The 16,346-nt window shown below is 45.0% G+C and carries 20 protein-coding genes and 1 pseudogene; 13 read left to right on the top strand and 8 right to left on the bottom strand.

The annotated features are described in order from the left end of the window. Positions 1 to 213: 213 nt before the first annotated feature. Positions 214 to 810 (bottom strand): CAP domain-containing protein, encoded by a 597-nt coding sequence (locus tag CR164_RS01815; RefSeq protein ID WP_161953468.1) that lies wholly within the window; start codon positions 808 to 810, stop codon positions 214 to 216. A 186-nt stretch (positions 811 to 996) separates the two neighbouring features. On the opposite strand from CR164_RS01815, the pseudogene CR164_RS13340 reads away from it, so the two are divergent. From CR164_RS13340 to CR164_RS01770, 11 genes and pseudogenes are all read left to right on the top strand, one after another. After that, positions 997 to 1,183: pseudogene (locus CR164_RS13340) on the top strand (transposase); the annotation flags it as partial. Between the two features lie 11 nt (positions 1,184 to 1,194). Next, positions 1,195 to 1,398 (top strand): hypothetical protein, encoded by a 204-nt coding sequence (locus tag CR164_RS12925; RefSeq protein WP_146204126.1) that lies wholly within the window; start codon positions 1,195 to 1,197, stop codon positions 1,396 to 1,398. A gap of 160 nt (positions 1,399 to 1,558) precedes the next feature. Further along, positions 1,559 to 2,356, top strand: coding sequence for an AadA family aminoglycoside 3''-O-nucleotidyltransferase (locus CR164_RS01810; RefSeq protein ID WP_110022196.1), 798 nt, complete (start codon positions 1,559 to 1,561; stop codon positions 2,354 to 2,356). Positions 2,357 to 2,367: 11 nt separating this feature from the next. Next, on the top strand, positions 2,368 to 3,093 hold the full coding sequence (locus CR164_RS01805; RefSeq protein WP_110022195.1) for a class I SAM-dependent methyltransferase: 726 nt from the start codon (positions 2,368 to 2,370) through the stop codon (positions 3,091 to 3,093). Positions 3,094 to 3,201: 108 nt separating this feature from the next. Then, entirely contained in the window at positions 3,202 to 3,789 is a 588-nt protein-coding gene (locus tag CR164_RS01800; protein WP_110022194.1) for a hypothetical protein, read from the top strand. Next, the gene (locus CR164_RS01795) at positions 3,790 to 4,215 is read left to right on the top strand and encodes a DUF3788 family protein (protein ID WP_110022193.1); all 426 of its coding nucleotides are present in this window, start codon (positions 3,790 to 3,792) and stop codon (positions 4,213 to 4,215) included. A 178-nt stretch (positions 4,216 to 4,393) separates the two neighbouring features. Continuing rightward, positions 4,394 to 4,876, top strand: a complete 483-nt coding sequence (locus CR164_RS01790) for an HXXEE domain-containing protein (protein WP_110022192.1) — start codon at positions 4,394 to 4,396, stop codon at positions 4,874 to 4,876. 210 nt (positions 4,877 to 5,086) lie between these two features. Continuing rightward, positions 5,087 to 6,337, top strand: coding sequence for a S41 family peptidase (locus tag CR164_RS01785; RefSeq protein WP_110022191.1), 1,251 nt, complete (start codon positions 5,087 to 5,089; stop codon positions 6,335 to 6,337). Positions 6,338 to 6,398: 61 nt separating this feature from the next. Beyond that, positions 6,399 to 6,986: an NAD(P)H-dependent oxidoreductase gene (locus CR164_RS01780; RefSeq protein WP_110022190.1), complete on the top strand. Its 588-nt coding sequence runs from the start codon at positions 6,399 to 6,401 to the stop codon at positions 6,984 to 6,986. Positions 6,987 to 7,116: 130 nt separating this feature from the next. Next, positions 7,117 to 7,899, top strand: coding sequence for a GNAT family N-acetyltransferase (locus tag CR164_RS01775; protein ID WP_110022189.1), 783 nt, complete (start codon positions 7,117 to 7,119; stop codon positions 7,897 to 7,899). Between the two features lie 22 nt (positions 7,900 to 7,921). Further along, positions 7,922 to 8,476: a class I SAM-dependent methyltransferase gene (locus CR164_RS01770; protein WP_110022188.1), complete on the top strand. Its 555-nt coding sequence runs from the start codon at positions 7,922 to 7,924 to the stop codon at positions 8,474 to 8,476. 161 nt (positions 8,477 to 8,637) lie between these two features. On the opposite strand, the gene CR164_RS01765 is transcribed toward CR164_RS01770, so the two are convergent. Both CR164_RS01765 and CR164_RS01760 read right to left on the bottom strand, forming a co-directional pair. Continuing rightward, entirely contained in the window at positions 8,638 to 9,489 is an 852-nt protein-coding gene (locus CR164_RS01765) for a universal stress protein (RefSeq protein ID WP_110022187.1), read from the bottom strand. 13 nt (positions 9,490 to 9,502) lie between these two features. Beyond that, a complete protein-coding gene (locus CR164_RS01760) occupies positions 9,503 to 10,993 on the bottom strand; it encodes a SulP family inorganic anion transporter (RefSeq protein ID WP_110022186.1) in 1,491 nt (496 codons plus the stop codon). A gap of 453 nt (positions 10,994 to 11,446) precedes the next feature. Here CR164_RS01760 and CR164_RS01755 point away from each other — a divergent pair, with 453 nt between their 5' ends. After that, a complete protein-coding gene (locus CR164_RS01755; protein WP_110022185.1) occupies positions 11,447 to 12,085 on the top strand; it encodes a class I SAM-dependent methyltransferase in 639 nt (212 codons plus the stop codon). Positions 12,086 to 12,136: 51 nt separating this feature from the next. On the opposite strand, the gene CR164_RS01750 is transcribed toward CR164_RS01755, so the two are convergent. Continuing rightward, entirely contained in the window at positions 12,137 to 12,484 is a 348-nt protein-coding gene (locus CR164_RS01750; RefSeq protein ID WP_110022184.1) for a hypothetical protein, read from the bottom strand. Continuing rightward, complete coding sequence (locus CR164_RS01745) at positions 12,477 to 12,722, bottom strand: hypothetical protein (RefSeq protein ID WP_204901778.1); 246 nt, start codon at positions 12,720 to 12,722, stop codon at positions 12,477 to 12,479. The genes CR164_RS01750 and CR164_RS01745 overlap by 8 nt, the downstream gene beginning before the upstream one ends. Positions 12,723 to 13,125: 403 nt before the next feature. Here CR164_RS01745 and CR164_RS01740 point away from each other — a divergent pair, with 403 nt between their 5' ends. Continuing rightward, positions 13,126 to 14,061, top strand: a complete 936-nt coding sequence (locus CR164_RS01740; RefSeq protein ID WP_110022300.1) for a CPBP family intramembrane glutamic endopeptidase — start codon at positions 13,126 to 13,128, stop codon at positions 14,059 to 14,061. On the opposite strand, the gene thiH is transcribed toward CR164_RS01740, so the two are convergent. The 3 genes from thiH to thiS are packed head-to-tail and all read right to left on the bottom strand — an operon-like array spanning position 14,037 to position 16,099. Beyond that, positions 14,037 to 15,092 (bottom strand): 2-iminoacetate synthase ThiH, encoded by a 1,056-nt coding sequence (gene thiH, locus CR164_RS01735; protein ID WP_110022182.1) that lies wholly within the window; start codon positions 15,090 to 15,092, stop codon positions 14,037 to 14,039. The genes CR164_RS01740 and thiH overlap by 25 nt on opposite strands. Continuing rightward, entirely contained in the window at positions 15,089 to 15,868 is a 780-nt protein-coding gene (locus CR164_RS01730) for a thiazole synthase (protein WP_110022181.1), read from the bottom strand. Before CR164_RS01730 ends, thiH begins: the two co-directional genes overlap by 4 nt. A 27-nt stretch (positions 15,869 to 15,895) precedes the next feature. Further along, positions 15,896 to 16,099, bottom strand: coding sequence for a sulfur carrier protein ThiS (thiS, locus tag CR164_RS01725; protein ID WP_110022180.1), 204 nt, complete (start codon positions 16,097 to 16,099; stop codon positions 15,896 to 15,898). Positions 16,100 to 16,346 lie beyond the last annotated feature (247 nt).

Raw genomic sequence — 16,346 nt, 5'->3', positions numbered from 1 at the left:
GCATGGTCTATAGCTGTGGATCGCACGCGGTTGCAGAATCTCTTACCTTTTCCTCTGGTATGCAGCGTGCTGATGAACGGTTGTCAAGCATCCTTTATCCGGATGCCTGGATTCGGTTGAGAGGTCCAAATTGTCCTAAAAAAGATTGTAGTCTCAAAGTCGTTACACGGATTATTCCCGCCGAAATAATGCCGGTACTGCCGTTTATCCTTCTTATACGCCAGCAAAATTGATCACACAGACATAGTCGTAGACGGGGTGGGGTTCGATGGCGACGCCGACAATGCTGAACTCCGGGTCCAGGATGATGCTTCGGTGCTTTCTGTTGGGTACTCCGTCATCGACGAGAAGGGAGGCGACGATTTCAATGGCTGTGTTAAAGCCGTAGGAGATGTTTTCTCCGGTAATCCTCCAATTGCCGAATTGCCTGAGACGGGTTCCGGGTTTTGATCCGTCCGGTCCTCTGTGCCCGGTTTTGCCGGTGCGGGACATGTAGCTGGCATGTGATTGAGCAACAATTGATATTCTTTCAGATGGAAAAAGGACTCCCGCCGGACTTACTCTCTTCATGGCATTGACGCATTCTCGAACTGCTGTTAAACCTTCGCGGGTCCGGTACCCGTTTTCGAATTGCGGATTTCGGGGATCATGATAGATGTTTCCTGTGAAATAGCATGTCCTCGGCAAAATATATTGCCGTGCGTATTTTTCCGGATCGGTGCGAGCCATGTTCAGGTGAAGGATGACCTCTTTTTCCAATGCATCGAGATAACTTGCCTTTTCATCCTCCTGTAACGATGTGAACTGCAAAGAAAGCTGTTTTTTCGATGCATCCGCTCTCTTGCTTGCTGGAATCAGTAAGCAAGAAATACAAAGGATAAGCACTGAGGCTATTCTCATAAAAGTAAAAGGGAGCGTAATTTATTAGCTTTAAAAGCAGGTTGTTGGTTAATATATAAAAGCCATGACAAAAACTTGGATATATAAAAGAAAGTAATGCCGAAAGGAGCAAAGCTGGATACGCCAGGGACATTATTTCATGTCATTATTCCGGGAAATTGAGAAAGGCAATATCGTTCGAGATGACCAAGACAGAAAAGAGTATCATCGTCGAATGGATGAACAGGCTCAGGGGATAAGCACGAGTATTTATGCTTTCGCATTGATGTCAATGAGGACGCATCCAGCAAAGGGGTGATCAAAGTTGTTTTGTTACGTTCAGGCAGCAGAAAAGGAGAATTACCTGCAATACGAAGAGCGTTGGTGGAGAAGTTTGTCAAAGAGTATGGTTTATCACTGGCAGAGACTGCGCGGCAGTTATGGTTTACAACCGAAGTAGTCAGCCATATGGTTCGGTCGGTCGGTGATCTTTTATCGCTAATAAACTACGTCCCCTAAGTTCTCTATCTATAGGAGGTAAAGGGGCTTCTGTTCTCCGGGATATGCTTTTTTTAAGGGAAAATCCTGAGAGGATCAGAGGGGAAAAAATAGTGATTATAATGTGAGCCCATGAAAAATCTATAGTGCAGATAACAAGTAATGTTAGATTTTATGCTGTATGAACAGCTCAGTGCCCATTGAAATCTCGAAGCAGGTATCACTGGCTTGTAATGTCATAGAATGCCATCTGGGATCGACACTACAGGCAATACATTTGTACGGTTCGGCGCTTGATGGTCGTTTGGGGCCGTATAGCGATATTGACTTGCTGGTTACTATAGAGGCAAAGCCTGAAGAAACTTCCCGACAGGCTCTTTTGCTTGATTTGCTGAAGATCTCAGCGCCACCCGGCAAAAGCGAGATACTTCGAGCTCTGGAGGTCACCGTTGTTGTAAAGACTGAGGTAGTCCCTTGGCGTTATCCGGCCAGACGAGAACTGCAGTTTGGAGAATGGCTGCGGAAAGATATTCTTTCAGGTATCTTCGAGCCAGCTGTCATTGATTCTGATCTGGCGCTTCTGTTGATGAAAGCAAGGCAGCACAGTCTTCCCTTGACGGGCCCGGCGGCCGAAGATTTTTTCGATCCGGTGCCTAAAGGTGATTTTTTTAGGGCGCTCGTCGATACCCTGGATCAGTATGTGTCACCCCCGGACCGGGCAGGTGATGAGCGGAATGTGGTGCTCACATTGGCCCGCATATGGTACAGCGCTGTAACTGGAAAGATTGCGTCTAAGGACATCGCTGCCGGGTGGTTGATAGCGCGTTTGCCCGTCGAACATCAATCCATATTATTTGAGGCTCGGCAAGCCTATCTTGGTTACGGTGAAGACCATCTTGCCTCACGTGCGGACCAGACAGCAAAGTTTATTCTTTTTGTGAAATCTGAAATTGTTGACTTGCTTAATGACAAAGTATAAAGGATTAAAAAATGGCAAGTGTTAAAGAACATTATGATGAAGTGCTTTCTGATGTCTATTCATGGATGTTTGGTGGGTTCGAGGCCGGAATCCAGCGTAATATTGAATTTATCAATAAACACAAGCTTGCTCCCAGAGGCTCTGGGATTGCTGTTGATTTAGGCGCAGGCTGTGGCTTTCAATCGATCCCTTTGGCTGAAGCGGGATATTCTGTTACATCATTCGATATAGATGCCAAACTTTTACAAGAGCTAAGGGATAATTCGGAAAAGCTTGATATAAGAACGATAGAAGGGGATTTAATTGATTTCGATAACGTTGTAAAATCAAACGCCGAACTAATCGTTTGCATGACAGATACAATTGTTCACTTGGAATCAAAAGAAAAAGTCACGTCTCTTTTTGCTAAAGTTTTTAAAGTTTTAGAGCCTGGTGGAAAATTTATTATAACTTTTCGAGACTTAACTCATGAATTGAAAGATTTAGATAGATTTCTGCCAGTCAAAAGTGATGATACTATTATTTTCACATGCTTTCTTGAGTATGAGCTTGAAAAAGTGAAGGTTCATGATCTCGTATATAAAAAATCATCCGGAGTATGGGAGCTTTTTAAGAGTTTCTACCGAAAATTACGTTTGTCGGAAGATTGGGTAAACGCTCAATTATCGCAATGCGGCTTTGAAAAAATAGATTCAACGGTTGAAAATGGTTTAATAACTGTTATTGGAAATAAGTAATAGATGACATCACGCTACGGGGTTTGCAAAAGCTGAGTTCGTTCCTTGCTTCGCACTTCGAAAACCCTGGGTTAAGCGTTCGACTTCGAACTGAAGGAGTTAAAATTCATGGAAGATATTTTGGAGACGGCAAAACAAATAGAAGAAGAAGCTTGGTCTGTCATTGATGAGACCGGTGTAATCAATCATTGGTCTTCTATTGGGGCAACCATTAATCTTGTCGGCTCACTTAAAACAGGCTTACTGATAAATAATCGAGACATCGATTTTCATATTTATACAAACCCATTCAATCTTTCCGATAGCTTTTTAGCGATATCCGGACTTGCAGAAAACAAGCGTATTAAAACCGTTAGTTATTCAAACTTACTGGATGCCGAAGATAAGTGCATTGAGTGGCATGCTTTTTATGATGATCAAAACGGCAATTCATGGCAGATAGACATGATTCATATATTAAACGAGTCACCCTATGCCGGTTATTTTGAGAGAGTGGCTGAACGTATTTCTAAAGTTTTAACAAAAGAGACTCGTGAGGCAATTCTTCGAATAAAAAAAGCAATTCCAACCGATAAAAAGGTTATGTCTATTCAAATATACAAAGCTGTAATTGAGGATGGTGTTCGCAGTATAGAGGGATTTTGGCGATGGGAGAAGCAAAACCAAAATGAAGGTATTATCACATGGGTGCCATAAATGGAAACAATAAGCAACATTGAACTTACCGACAAATCTCTTTACCCGGATGAACGACTATTGAAAACCGTACTGGGGAAGTCTTATGCAGCCTATTGTGAGTTGCTGGGCCTCTATGACCGGCACCAGATGCAGTATGAATGGAGATACTATAACGATGCCAGGGCTTGGCTATGTAAAGTTCAGAAAAAGAAAAAAACAATTGTATGGATGTCTGCCTGGAAAGGTTACATGCAGGCGACGGTCTACTTCCCGGAAAGACTTATAGAACAGATATATACGCTTCCCATCGATAAAGAGATGAAAGAACGGATAAAGAAAACCAGGAATGTAGGTAAATCAAAGCCATGTATCTTTGAGATACGAGATCATCATATTCTCAAGGATATGGACATTGTAATGCAATTCAAAATCAAGGCCAAGTAATAGAGAAATCAATGCATAATACCGAGAGGGCTCTTTTCCTTCACGGTGTAATCCGTTCGTGATAGATTTTTCATTGTCCAATATTATCCTATCGAAAGGCAGAAAATACATAACAAGACATCCGTATTTTATCCATCCGGACCCTTTGCTTAATAGTAGCTTCCAATGAGCAGTAGTCATGTCAAGGTTGAATTTCAAAACTTGCGCATTGTTATTCATAGTTGCAGTAACGATGCATAATATCGAAGAAGCTCTTTTCCTTCCTTCGTGGTCTAATCCAGTAGGTATAGAAGTTTCATCGTCGGAGTTCACCTTTGCTGTTGTGTTCCTTACCGTACTTGCTTACCTATCTTTTTACCTTTCGATTCGGAGTGGAAAAAAAGGGCTTTGGACATATTTCTTCACGGGGTACGCTTTTGCAATGTTCCTTAATGTATTCTTTCCCCATATATTGACTTCTATCCTGGTACAAGAATACGCTCCGGGTACAGGAACCGCTGTTTTGATGGTGCTACCGACCGCATCGCTGGTGTTATATAAATCGATTCAGGGTGGGTTTGTTGACAGAAGAAAGTTCTATGTCATCGGACCTATTGTTGTATTAACCTTGGCTGCAAGTGTCCCGTTGTTGTTCGCGATGTGGCGAGCGTTCGGAAGCTGACAAAGCAATAAGGCGGATGCGGGAGCCAAGCGGATTTTGCAAAAAGCATTTCTATTCAGAATTATTGAACAGATAGCCATTGATGGTACTGCGTCTGGTGGCCGATGCATTCATTGCGCAACACAGTAAGAAATTAAAGTCTGACAATCACATGGGGCGTAGTGGATCCACTGCTTAAGAGGGACGTTAGGGACAACAAAGAAACATACAATGAAAAATCGGGGCATTATTCTGGCAATCAGCGCGTGTCTGATGTTTTTAGGAGTATCTTCTGAGGCCTCAGCAAAGGCACTATACTCCTACTCTGATCTATTCGAGGAGATAGTCGAGATCGTCGAAGAACATTTTTATGATTCTGTCCGGATTAATCAGGATTTCCCGGCCATCAAAAATACTTATCGCAAGAAGCTGCCGCAAGTTTCTACCCGAAAAGCATTTTCTGCTCTCGTGAATGCCATGCTTCGAGAGTTGAACGCTTCCCATACTTATTATTTAACGCCAGAGGATTATGAATATTTTCATTTATCCGCGCTATTTTCTGAGTCCCCGGACATTGGAGCTCTGTTTCAGGACCAGGACTTGCTATATCCTACGGTCGGCATTATGACTCAATCTTTCAAAGAACGGGTATATGTTGTTTCTGTCTTTTCTGAAAGCATTGCCGAAAAAGCCGGACTGTTGAAAGGTGATGAGATCTTGTCTGTCAATGGAAATCCTTATACACCAATCGCTTCTTTGCGTCCGCTTGTAGGGACCGATGTCTCGTTTGAGATCAGAAGAAAGGAGCAGGCCGAGCCTTTCAAAATCGTTATGAAACCAGTTCTTGTCAATCCCAAACAAGAAATGCTGGATGCACAAAAAGCCAGTATCCGTATTATAGAAAGAGCGGGAAATCACATTGGTTATATTCACATCTATTCCTATGCGGGAGACGAGTACCATAAGGGATTACTCGATGCTATTGCATGGGGAGCGCTAAAAAAGGCGGATGCCTTGATCATTGATTTACGGTATGGCTTGGGGGGGGCATGGCCGTATTATCTCAACATTTTTAATCGGAATATTCCAACCATTGAGACCATTGACAGAGATGGAAGGAAATCCACTGTCGATTCGCAATGGAGAAAACCGGCTGTCTATTTAGTGAATGCATTTAGCCGAAGTGGAAAGGAGTTACTTGCATTCGGTGCCAAGAATTATCCCATGGTAACTGTAATCGGAGAGCGGACGCCAGGGAAGACTCTCGGAGGACGTCTATTTCCCTTATCCAATAACGATATGCTCTTTCTTGCTGTGCAGAGTTTTCGCATCGATGGAGTCAACTTGGAAGGGGTTGGGGTTGCGCCAGATATTGAAGTCCCGTTTGATATTCGGTATTGCTCTGGACACGATTTGCAACTTGAGAAAGCTGTTGAGTATCTTGTTGATGAACTCTCGAATGAGAATAAACGCGCTAAGTGACCTGCAGCCGAACTACCAGTCGCTCAAGATTATTGCAAACCAAATCTCGAGGAGTAAACGCATGCATGCCCTCATTGTTATTGCTCATCCAAATCCAAAATCACTGACACATAGTATTGCATCGCAGATCGTTAAAGGGGTTTCTGCAGCTGACAAAGATAACACTTCAGAAATTGCTGATCTTGCCGCCGAAGGGTTTGATCCCTGTTTTACAGTGCAAGATATTTCCATTCTGCATAGAGAAGCTGATCCTACCCCCGATATTATTGCCGAACAGGGAAGAATCAGCCGCGCTGACGCACTTGTGCTGGTTCATCCTGTTTATTGGTGGTCGTTTCCGGCCTTGTTAAAAGGATGGATCGATCGTGTTTTCACAAATGGTTGGGCTTACGATGACACCTCCTCTGAGAGACTTGTAAAAAAGATGCGACATTTGCCTGTTCATATTGTCTCCATTGCAGGAGCGGATATGCGCACTTATGCAAGACATGGATATTACGGTGCTATGAAAACTCAGATTAATCACGGTATTTTCGATTATTGCGGCGCACCGGTTTTAACATCTGAACTACTCTTTCAATCAGATCCGGATGTTTGTCTAAAATCTGGAGAAGCTATAGGTCGAAGACTGTTTTCCTCTTCGTGTTAAAAAAATAAAAGCAAGGCCGCTTCATTGAGCTTAGGGTATCTCTTAAAGTTAATTTGCCGACCGATTTGATCGCTACATTGAAAGCCTCGGCCCTTACGTCAGCTATTTCGAGAAGGTAAAAAACGTTACAATGGCATATGTTAATTTGACGAAGGAAAGTATCGAAGGTGAGCATATTTGTTGTGCTTTTTCGGATAAAAAGTGTTCAGAAGGTTACCGGCTCAAAAAGCAGTGGTTGGCAGGAGAATTCGATAATGGTTATATCTTTCGACGTCTTGCAGAGCGTGCAAAAGTTTTTATCGAATACGGTCCGGCAGAAAAAGCATGGGTGCCGGTGACGGCACCTCATTACATGGTGATTGGGTGTTTCTGGGTTTCAGGGAGATACAAGGGCAAGGGGCACGGTAAAGCTCTGCTGAAAGAGGTTGTCAGGGAAGCGAAAAGTCAGGGGAAAAATGGTCTTGTAACGGTGGTCGGAACCAAGAAATTCCATTTCATGAGCGATACCAAGTGGTTGTTGAGCCAAGGTTTCGAAATTTGCGAAAGCATCTCTTCCGGCTTTAGTTTGATCTCGATGGATTTCAAAAAAACGAAAAACCGGCCATGTTTTAAAGATTCTGTTAAAAGTGGCACTTGCTCTATAAAGAAAGGCATCGTTGTTTATTATTCCAACAGATGTCCCTATTCTGAATGCTATGTCAAAGAGCCATTGGTTGAAACGGCAAATAAGCGGAATCTGCCTCTTAAAGTGATCAAGCTGGGAACAATGGAACAGGCTCAATCCGCTCCGACACCGGCTACGATATTCAGTCTTTTTCTGGATGGCAAATTCATTACAACAGATATAGGTGTTTGTATGGATAGTCGATTTGATAAAATTGTTGGAAAGCTTCAGATACATAACATATCATGAATCAAGATGTTCGTTAATTGATATGGGAAACAATCGTGTATGTCCGGTTGAAAGATCGGGAAGCCTTGATACTGGATTTCGAAAGTGGCTTCAGGACTCTCAAAAGATTCTGCATCCCTATGTTAAGGAGGGGATGACAGTGTTGGATTTTGGGTGTGGTTCGGGTTTTTTCACTGTTGACATGGCTCATATGGTTGGGGAGTCAGGCCGGATTATCGCTGTTGATTTGCAGGAGGGAATGCTCGAGAAGCTGCGGGAGAAGATTCAGGGAACGGAGTATGAAGAACGAATCATATTGCATAAATGCGAAAAGGATACCATCGGAATAGCTCAGCAGGTGGATTTTATTTTAGCTTTCTATGTGGTTCACGAAGTTCCTCATCAGGATATGTTTTTCAAGGAAATTCAATCCACCCTCAAAAAAAACGGGTTGATGTTGGTGGTAGAACCGCCATTTCATGTTTCTGCAAAAGCATTCCGACAAGAGGTGGAAAAAGCTCAGGAAGCAGGGTTAACAGCTTGTGAAGGGCCAAAAGTACTCTTTGGCAAAACCGTAATTTTGAAAAAGGGAAAATAGGGGATATTGTTTATTAGCTTTAAAAGCAGGTGTTTTTATTCGGAGTCCGAAGAACACCGAAGGCATTCTTGCGTGATGTCTTGGCAACCTTCGATATGCTCCTCGGAATTTTATTGGAGTTGCAATCAGATTTATGCTTGATTCGATGAGACTGCGAGGGTCTATCGGAGCAGCAGGAGAGGTATGTCGCTGGAGCTCACCATTTTTGTTGTGTTGCTGCCGACAAGAAATTGACGGATTCGGGAATGTCCGTAAGCTCCCATCACCATCAGATCGATTCCGTGTTCTTTCTGGTAGTCGCGCAAGGTCTGAACTATTTCTCCTGAAAGCATTGTTCTTATAACATTGAAGTCTTTTTCGGCAAGATAGTTGCAAGCTGCATCAAGTTCTGATTCTGTGTCCGCGGTGGAGTTACATACCATGACTATATGGCAATCCAGTCCTTGCAGCAAGGGGCTGCTTCCGACCATTTCCAAGGCTTTTTTTGCGGTAGAACTGCCGTCAAAAGCAATCATGAATCTTCGGGGCTGAGTGAAATCAGGCAGCACCACAAGAATAGGGCGGTGAAGTGTTCGTACCACACTCTCAAGATGGCTCCCGATTGAATGTGCACTGTTTTCATGAGCTTCCCCTTGTCTGCCCATGACCAGTAAGCGTGTGTCCGGCTCCATCTCCTGCAAGGTTTCAATCAGATTGCCATGACGTTGAAGTCTGTTGATTCTTTCTGCACCGTTTTCTTCTGCGCGGATTTTCGCTGACTCGAGCAGGTGTTTTCCATGTTCGAGGGCAAGCCGTCCTCTTTTTTCGTCCAGGGAGACAAGTTCATCGAGAAGATGTTCACGGCTACCGAGTCCGATATTTCCTGATAGGTCGCCTTTTACCGGGTATTCTGAACGGTCAAGTACATGAAGGAGCGTCAAGGGAGCATCGAGACGCAAGCTGGTCCAAGTTGCAGCATCACATACTGCGGGTGCCGCCGCTGAACCGTCGATACAGGCTAAAATTTTTGTCATGGAACATTTCTATTTAATGGCTTGTAAGAATTTTTTCGACCTCTTCAGGTTTGTCGTGCACTCCAAAACGGTCGACGATGGTGGCACTGGCTTCGTTCATCCCGATAATTTCTACATGGGTTCCTTCGCGCCGGAATTTAATGACAACCTTGTCGAAGGCCGAAACCGCGCTGATATCCCAGAAATGTGCATGTGATAGATCAATAATAACTTTCTCCAGAGCTTCTTTAAAGTCGAAAGCTTCGACAAATTTATCGGCTGAGGCGAAAAAGACCTGACCGGTTACCTTGTATGTTCTCGATGCGGTCGCTTCGTTTACGAGGCTTTTAACGACCATGAAATGCCCTACCTTGTTGGCAAAAAACAGGGAAGCGAGTAATACTCCGACAAAGACTCCGATAGCCAGATTGTGGGTTGTGACGACGACGATGACGGTTGCCGCCATTACGATATTGGTGGAAAGCGGATGTTTTTTCAGCTTTACGAGTGAGTCCCAGGAAAATGTGCCTACTGATACCATGATCATGACGGCAACGAGGGCCGCCATCGGTATTTGTTTTATCCAATCACTGAGAAAGACTACCATGATGAGCAGGAACAAGCCCGCTACGAACGATGACAGGCGTCCTCTGCCTCCTGATTTGACATTGATAACCGATTGCCCGATCATTCCGCACCCTGCCATTCCCCCCAGCAATCCTGCGGTGATATTGGCAATGCCCTGACCTTTGCATTCACGATTCTTGTCGCTGGAAGTATCGGTCAGGTCATCAACTATGGTTGCTGTCATCATGGATTCCAGGAGGCCGACGACAGCAAGTGCCGCTGAGTAAGGGAAAATTATAGAGAGGGTATCGATATTCAACGGAATTTGAGGAAGAAGAAAAACGGGCAGGGTGTCGGGCAATGCTCCCATATCTCCTACGGTACGAATATCGAGGTTCAGAAGCATCGACATTCCGGTAAGCACGACAATGCAAACCAATGGTGATGGAACTGATTTCCCAATCGACGGGATGAGCGGGAAGAGATAAATAATACCGAGGCCGCCAGCAGTGAGTGCATAAACCTGCCAGCCGACATTGGTCAGCTCGGGCAATTGTGCCATGAATATCAAAATGGCAAGAGCATTGACGAAACCGGTTACAACAGAGCGCGAGACAAATCGCATAAGGCTGCCGAGTCTGAGATAACCCGCGATGACTTGCAGAGCCCCGGTCAGTATCGTCGCGGCAAAAAGATACTGAAGGCCATGTTCTTTGACCAGTGTTATCATCAAAAGGGCCATGGCGCCGGTTGCAGCGGATATCATTGCCGGTCTTCCTCCGGTGAATGCTACAACTACGGAAATGCAGAACGACGCATAGAGGCCTACTTTAGGATCTACACCTGCTATGATCGAGAAGGCGATCGCTTCGGGTATAAGTGCAAGGGCGACAACAAGACCTGCGAGAAGATCGCCTCGAATATTTGAAAACCATTCTTTTTTCCATGTTTGTAGCATTGAAAACTCTCTCTGATATGTAGTCGTGAGACAAAAGGAATCCTGGCATGTTCAGAAGAGCATGCCGGTAATGTCATTTGGTTCGGAAGATTTTGCCTATCGGCAAGGGTGATTGAAAAACGACCGGAATATAGAGGTTTTTTTGGAACCGGGGTAATGAGATCGATTTCTTTTTTCCTTTTGTCGAAATGGCATTGGCTTACAGGCAAGGAATATTTCTATTGCCTTCTTTTTTCTTTGCCATTAGGGGAGTGCGTGTTATCGGATTGTCAATTCTGTTTTTGCCAAAAAAAGGATTATCGACAGTGAATGCCTTTGATGAAATCGGTTAGGATTTGTAATCTTGTCCGGATATCGAGCGCGATGAGAAATGAGACAGTTTTACATCAGGTATTGATGGTTGATGTGATTTTCTTTTTGTTGTTGAATAACTAACGTTCCCTATTTTGTACCATGTCTCCTAAGATTGAGCAGTTTGAAAAGTACAGCGATGCTTATGACAGCTGGTTTGAGAATAACCCTGATTTCTATGAAGCAGAGCTTGAAACAGTACGCCAGATGCTTCCTGAAAATGCAACCGAGGGGGTTGAGATTGGGGTGGGTTCAGGAAAGTTTGCAGAACCTCTTGGAATAAGAGTCGGTGTCGAGCCGTCGGATAAGATGGCTTCAAAGGCCATAGATCGAGGTATTGAAGTCTGCCGGGGAGTGGCGGAGGCATTGCCTTTTTCCGGTAGCAGGTTTGATTTTGTTCTGATGGTAACGACGATCTGTTTTGTCGATGATGTTCTCAAATCTTTCAAGGAGGCATTTAGGGTTCTGAAGCCATCGGGTTTCATTATCGTTGGTTTTGTGGATAAACAAAGCAAGCTTGGCAAAGAGTATGCCCGAAAAAAAAACGAGAGCAAATTTTATAGCAACGCCGAGTTTTTCTCTGTTCAGGAGGTTGTGGATTATCTTGAAACAGCGGGTTTTAGAACCGTAAAGATCAGACAAACTCTTATTCCCGGAGAATTGCCAGGGGTAATTCAGAATGGATTTGGCTCAGGTGCGTTTGTTGTGATCAAGGGTCGGAAAATCAAAAAAATCCCTTGAACAGGTTGTTGTTTGCTGGTTGCGTTGTTTCTTGTTTCAGAAAAGTTCTCTTCAATCTTCCTGTTTTCCTGATTTCAGCCCGTCCGCTATCTCTTTACTGTAGGCGGCTCTTGCTTTTGCAGCGGCAACTTTTCCTCTCTGTCTGAATTGTTCTACCAGCCGGTCTTCGAGCATGTCGAAGCCTCTTTCGAGGGTGTCCCAGTTCAGGGTAGTTACGTTATCGACAGCTCCGACATCCATGATGCGAGGTGTGTACAAAACAGGTATCTCTGCAGCATCAGGGGACTCAACTTTTACAGTTTCCGGGTTCGTGCTACTTTTCGGTTCATTCGAATCGTTTTGATGTACTTCCTGTTCCATCTGTTCAAAATCTTCCGGTTTAAGTTCATAGTCAATCATGGCACTTGTTTTTGGGTTGTGAAAGATGCTTTTCTTTCAGCTTGTGAAGCTTACGTTCAAGAGCATTTGTTGCACGGTTCAGACTGCGATCGTCGTTCATATAATCACCAATGAACCACAATCTGAAAAGATCGAATTGCGTGTACCTCGCTTTTGTCTGAATGCCTACCGCATTTTTCCAGCGACGGAACGTCGTATCCGATATGTACTTGTTCAAGAGATCTTCTAAAACCAGCATTATCTGCTTTTTTGTGTACTCTTTTTTTTCTGTGGAAACAGCGATGGATCTCTTTTTTTGAACATATGTCCCGTTCTTTTGCATACTGGTTTCCAGGGTGTGTCAGGTTGGGCAGGGGTGGTGTTTACCGTTTGTTCTTTTATTGCAGTATTCATTGTAAGTGACTATATCTATGTTACTTATTTCCCCGGCCATATGAACTGTTCCGACGGTTACAACCTCCAAAAAAGTACAACTATTGATCAGGTGCCGGGATCGTTTTTTCAAGATCGTTACACAATATTCTGCAGGCGAGAATAGGAGCTGTTGCTCTGCTTTTTTGGTACCTGAAAGCCATTGCAGAGTAAACATAGAGTAAATTGTCGCATATGTGTTTTTTGCCAATGTTCGATTGCAGCTTGCTATGAAAAAGGTCGTTGACTATCGTGGGGTGCTATTGTTTCTGCTTCTTTCATTTTCGGGAGCCTGGCTGGTGAGCTTACCGTTGTGGATTAGTCAGAAAGGACTCCTGCATCCTTTTACCGGCCTTGTTTTGCTCGTCATGATGGCCGTTCCCGCTCTTGCTGTGCTTGTCGTTTACATGTTGAATGGTGGAACGGAAAAAACAAGACTCCTGGGTCTCGGGCTCGGTTCGAAAGGCTGGTGGCGCTACTGGGTTTTCGGTTGGTTCATTGTGCCTTTGTTTGCAATTTTCGCTCCGTTCATGAGTTCTGCTTTTGGATTGTATACGTTGGATGTTCAGGATTTTTCAGGCTTTAAGGAGCTTTTGGCTTCTGGAAAGGGAGGGGTTGATCCCGATACGGTTCCTGTCAGGCTTCTGGTTTTTGGGCAGCTTTTCAGCATTTTTCTCTCTCCCGTGCTCAATGCTGTTTTTGTTTTTGGAGAGGAGATAGGGTGGAGAGGCTATCTTTTGCCGAGGCTTTTGCCACTGGGGCAATGGCCGGCTTTATTGATCAGTGGGATCGTGTGGGGGCTTTGGCATTCCCCCGTGGTGTTGTTGGGATACAACTATCCTCAGCATCCGGTTTACGGGGTCTTCTTTATGATGATATTATGCGTTATTTTTGGCGTCCTTTTTGGGTGGACCCGGCTTGCAACAGGGAGCATATGGCCAGCGGTCATCGCTCATGGTGCCTTGAATGGCTCTGCCGGAGTCATGTATCTTTTTTCAAAAGCCGGGACAACCTTCGATACTGCTCATGCTGGCATAACAGGCTGGACCGGCTGGATATTGCCGGTTCTATGGATTCTGATTCTTCTGGTAACACGGCGCTTGCCGGTTTCCGATCCTCCTGATGAAAGGCTTTTAAGTTTCTATTCGCTACAGGGGCCGTTGTAGACAGGTTCCCAGTTTTTAAAGACGGGCTCGATATTTTTTTCCTGGAGCGCAAAACAGAACTCCTCCACATTACGGTCGTCATGCACTTCAAACTGACCTTTTTCGTCGTTGTTTTGTTCGATGTATCCGCCAACTGTAGTCCTGCTCGCAATACTCATGCGGGTGATGGCAAGCCCGGCCATACCATCACGAAACCGAGGGCTCTCACGGGTTGAAAGTGCCAGTTCGACATCGGGCAGACCGATGCGGAAAGCGAAAATCATTCTTGCAAGAAAGCTGTCGGTTACCGGAAATGGTGGCTGATAGCCGCCGGTTTGTGGACGCATACGTGGGAATGAAACTGATAGGCCAGCTTTCCAGTAGGTTTTGCAAAGATGGCGAACGTGGCGTAACAGTTTCAATGCTTCTTTTTCAGGTTGATAAAGACCGAGCAGTGCTCCGACTCCGACAGTTTTTATGCCTGCCTGAAGTGCGCGTTCTGGCGTTTCCAGGCGGTCGAGAAAGTTTTTCTTCGGACCCCAGCGGTGAAGCATATTGTACTGATCGGGGTCATAGGTTTCTTGGTAGATAGTGATACCGGTACAGCCGGAGTCTGCAAGTGCACGGTATTCATTGATGTCCATTGGAAACGCTTCTACCGAGATTTTTGGCATCAAGGTGGCTGCGATGTCGACGCAACGCCTCAGGTAATCAAAGCTTGCATCACTGGTTCGTTCGCCGGTAAGAAGCAGGACGTCGTTGATGCCCATGGTTTTCATACACTCCAGCTCACGTTCAACTTCCTGGAAATCAAGGCGTCTGCGCAGTGTTTTTCGGTCTGAAGCATAGCCACAGTAAACACAGCCGCTTGAGCAATAGTTCGAAAGGTAAAGCGGCGCATAAAGTGACATGGTACGCCCGAAACGACGAAGGGTTATCGCCTTTGCCTCGGCAGCAAGGGATTCAAGTGAAACAGGGGAATCCGGAGCGAGCAGGGGTGCTATGTCAGCAGACCCTTTTTCATCAGTTAGCCAATTTGGGAGTCCGTTCATGATGTTTTTCCAAGAAAAGAGGTTAACGGACTTGTCGCAACTGCAGACCCTGACTTTGGCATGATCCCTGCATCCCTTGCTTTTAACCCGGCTTTGACAGCATCGTTGAAGGCGGATGCCATTTCAGCAGGATTTTCCGCTGCAGCTATTGCACTGTTGACCAGTACAGCTTCACATCCCATTTCCATTGCAGCGCAGGCTTCGGATGGGGAGCGCAACCCGGCATCGACAATGACCGGTATGCTGCTTTCACGGATGATAAGCTTTATCATTTCAGCTGTTGCAAGACCATGTCCGCTGCCGATTGCCGAGCCAAGCGGCATAACCGATGCGCATCCGGCATCTTCAAGCCTTTTTGCCAGTACAGGATCCGCAGGAATGTAAGGCATAACCAGAAAACCTTCCGAAGCAAGAATACGGGAGGCTTCGTACGTTTCTATAGGATCAGGCATCAGGTGTTGCGGATTGGGATGGATCTCGACTTTGATGAACGGGCTGCCGGAAAGTTCCCGGGAAATATGCGCCGCTCTGACAGCTTCTTGCGCGTTCGATGCACCTGACGTGTTCGGCATGAGCGTCAGGCCTTCAATGGTTGAAAGCGCAGCAAAAAGATCGTGTTCAACCTGTTCGCGATTGAACCGGCGAAGGGCTACAGTGACCAGTTCCGTTCCCGCCGCACGAATCGCATCGAGCATTGACTGGACATTGCCGAATTTTCCTGTGCCAAGAATAAGGCGGGAAGAAAAAGTATGGGTGCCTATCTGTAATTCATTCATAACTTATTTGTTCAACAAATCGGCTGGTCAACCTCCTTCTACAAAAGCAAGTACTTCAACCTGATCATTTTCTTGCAGTATCTGGCTACTGCGTTTCTCCGGATATACGATGTTTTCGTTGACAACAACAGCTACGCGCTGCGTTTCGGCACCGATGATGCCTAATAGATCGTCGACGCTGGAGCCGGTCTGGACGTTACGTTGTTCGCCGTTCAAGGTAATTGTTATCATCTCAAAAAACTACAATTCATTTTCATACTCTTTATCAGAGAACAATAAGTTTACGGATTTCTTTCCGGCTTGCAAATTCTCTTTTTTACATGACAGCATGAACAGCCTTGCGCGCCTCTTGAAGGGGCTAACAGACGCTTGAACCGGTAGTTTGGTTAATACCTGTGAAGCGGGGCCCGTAGATGGGCGCTGAGGAATGAAGAATACTGCACGGCTAACAAAAAAACATGTTACCCGCCTTTTCAGT

Source organism: Prosthecochloris marina (genome assembly GCF_003182595.1).
GTDB classification, from domain to species: Bacteria; Bacteroidota; Chlorobiia; order Chlorobiales; family Chlorobiaceae; genus Prosthecochloris; species Prosthecochloris marina.
The sequence above is the reverse complement of the archived record's forward strand: the minus strand, read 5'-3'. Positions and strand labels throughout refer to the sequence as shown.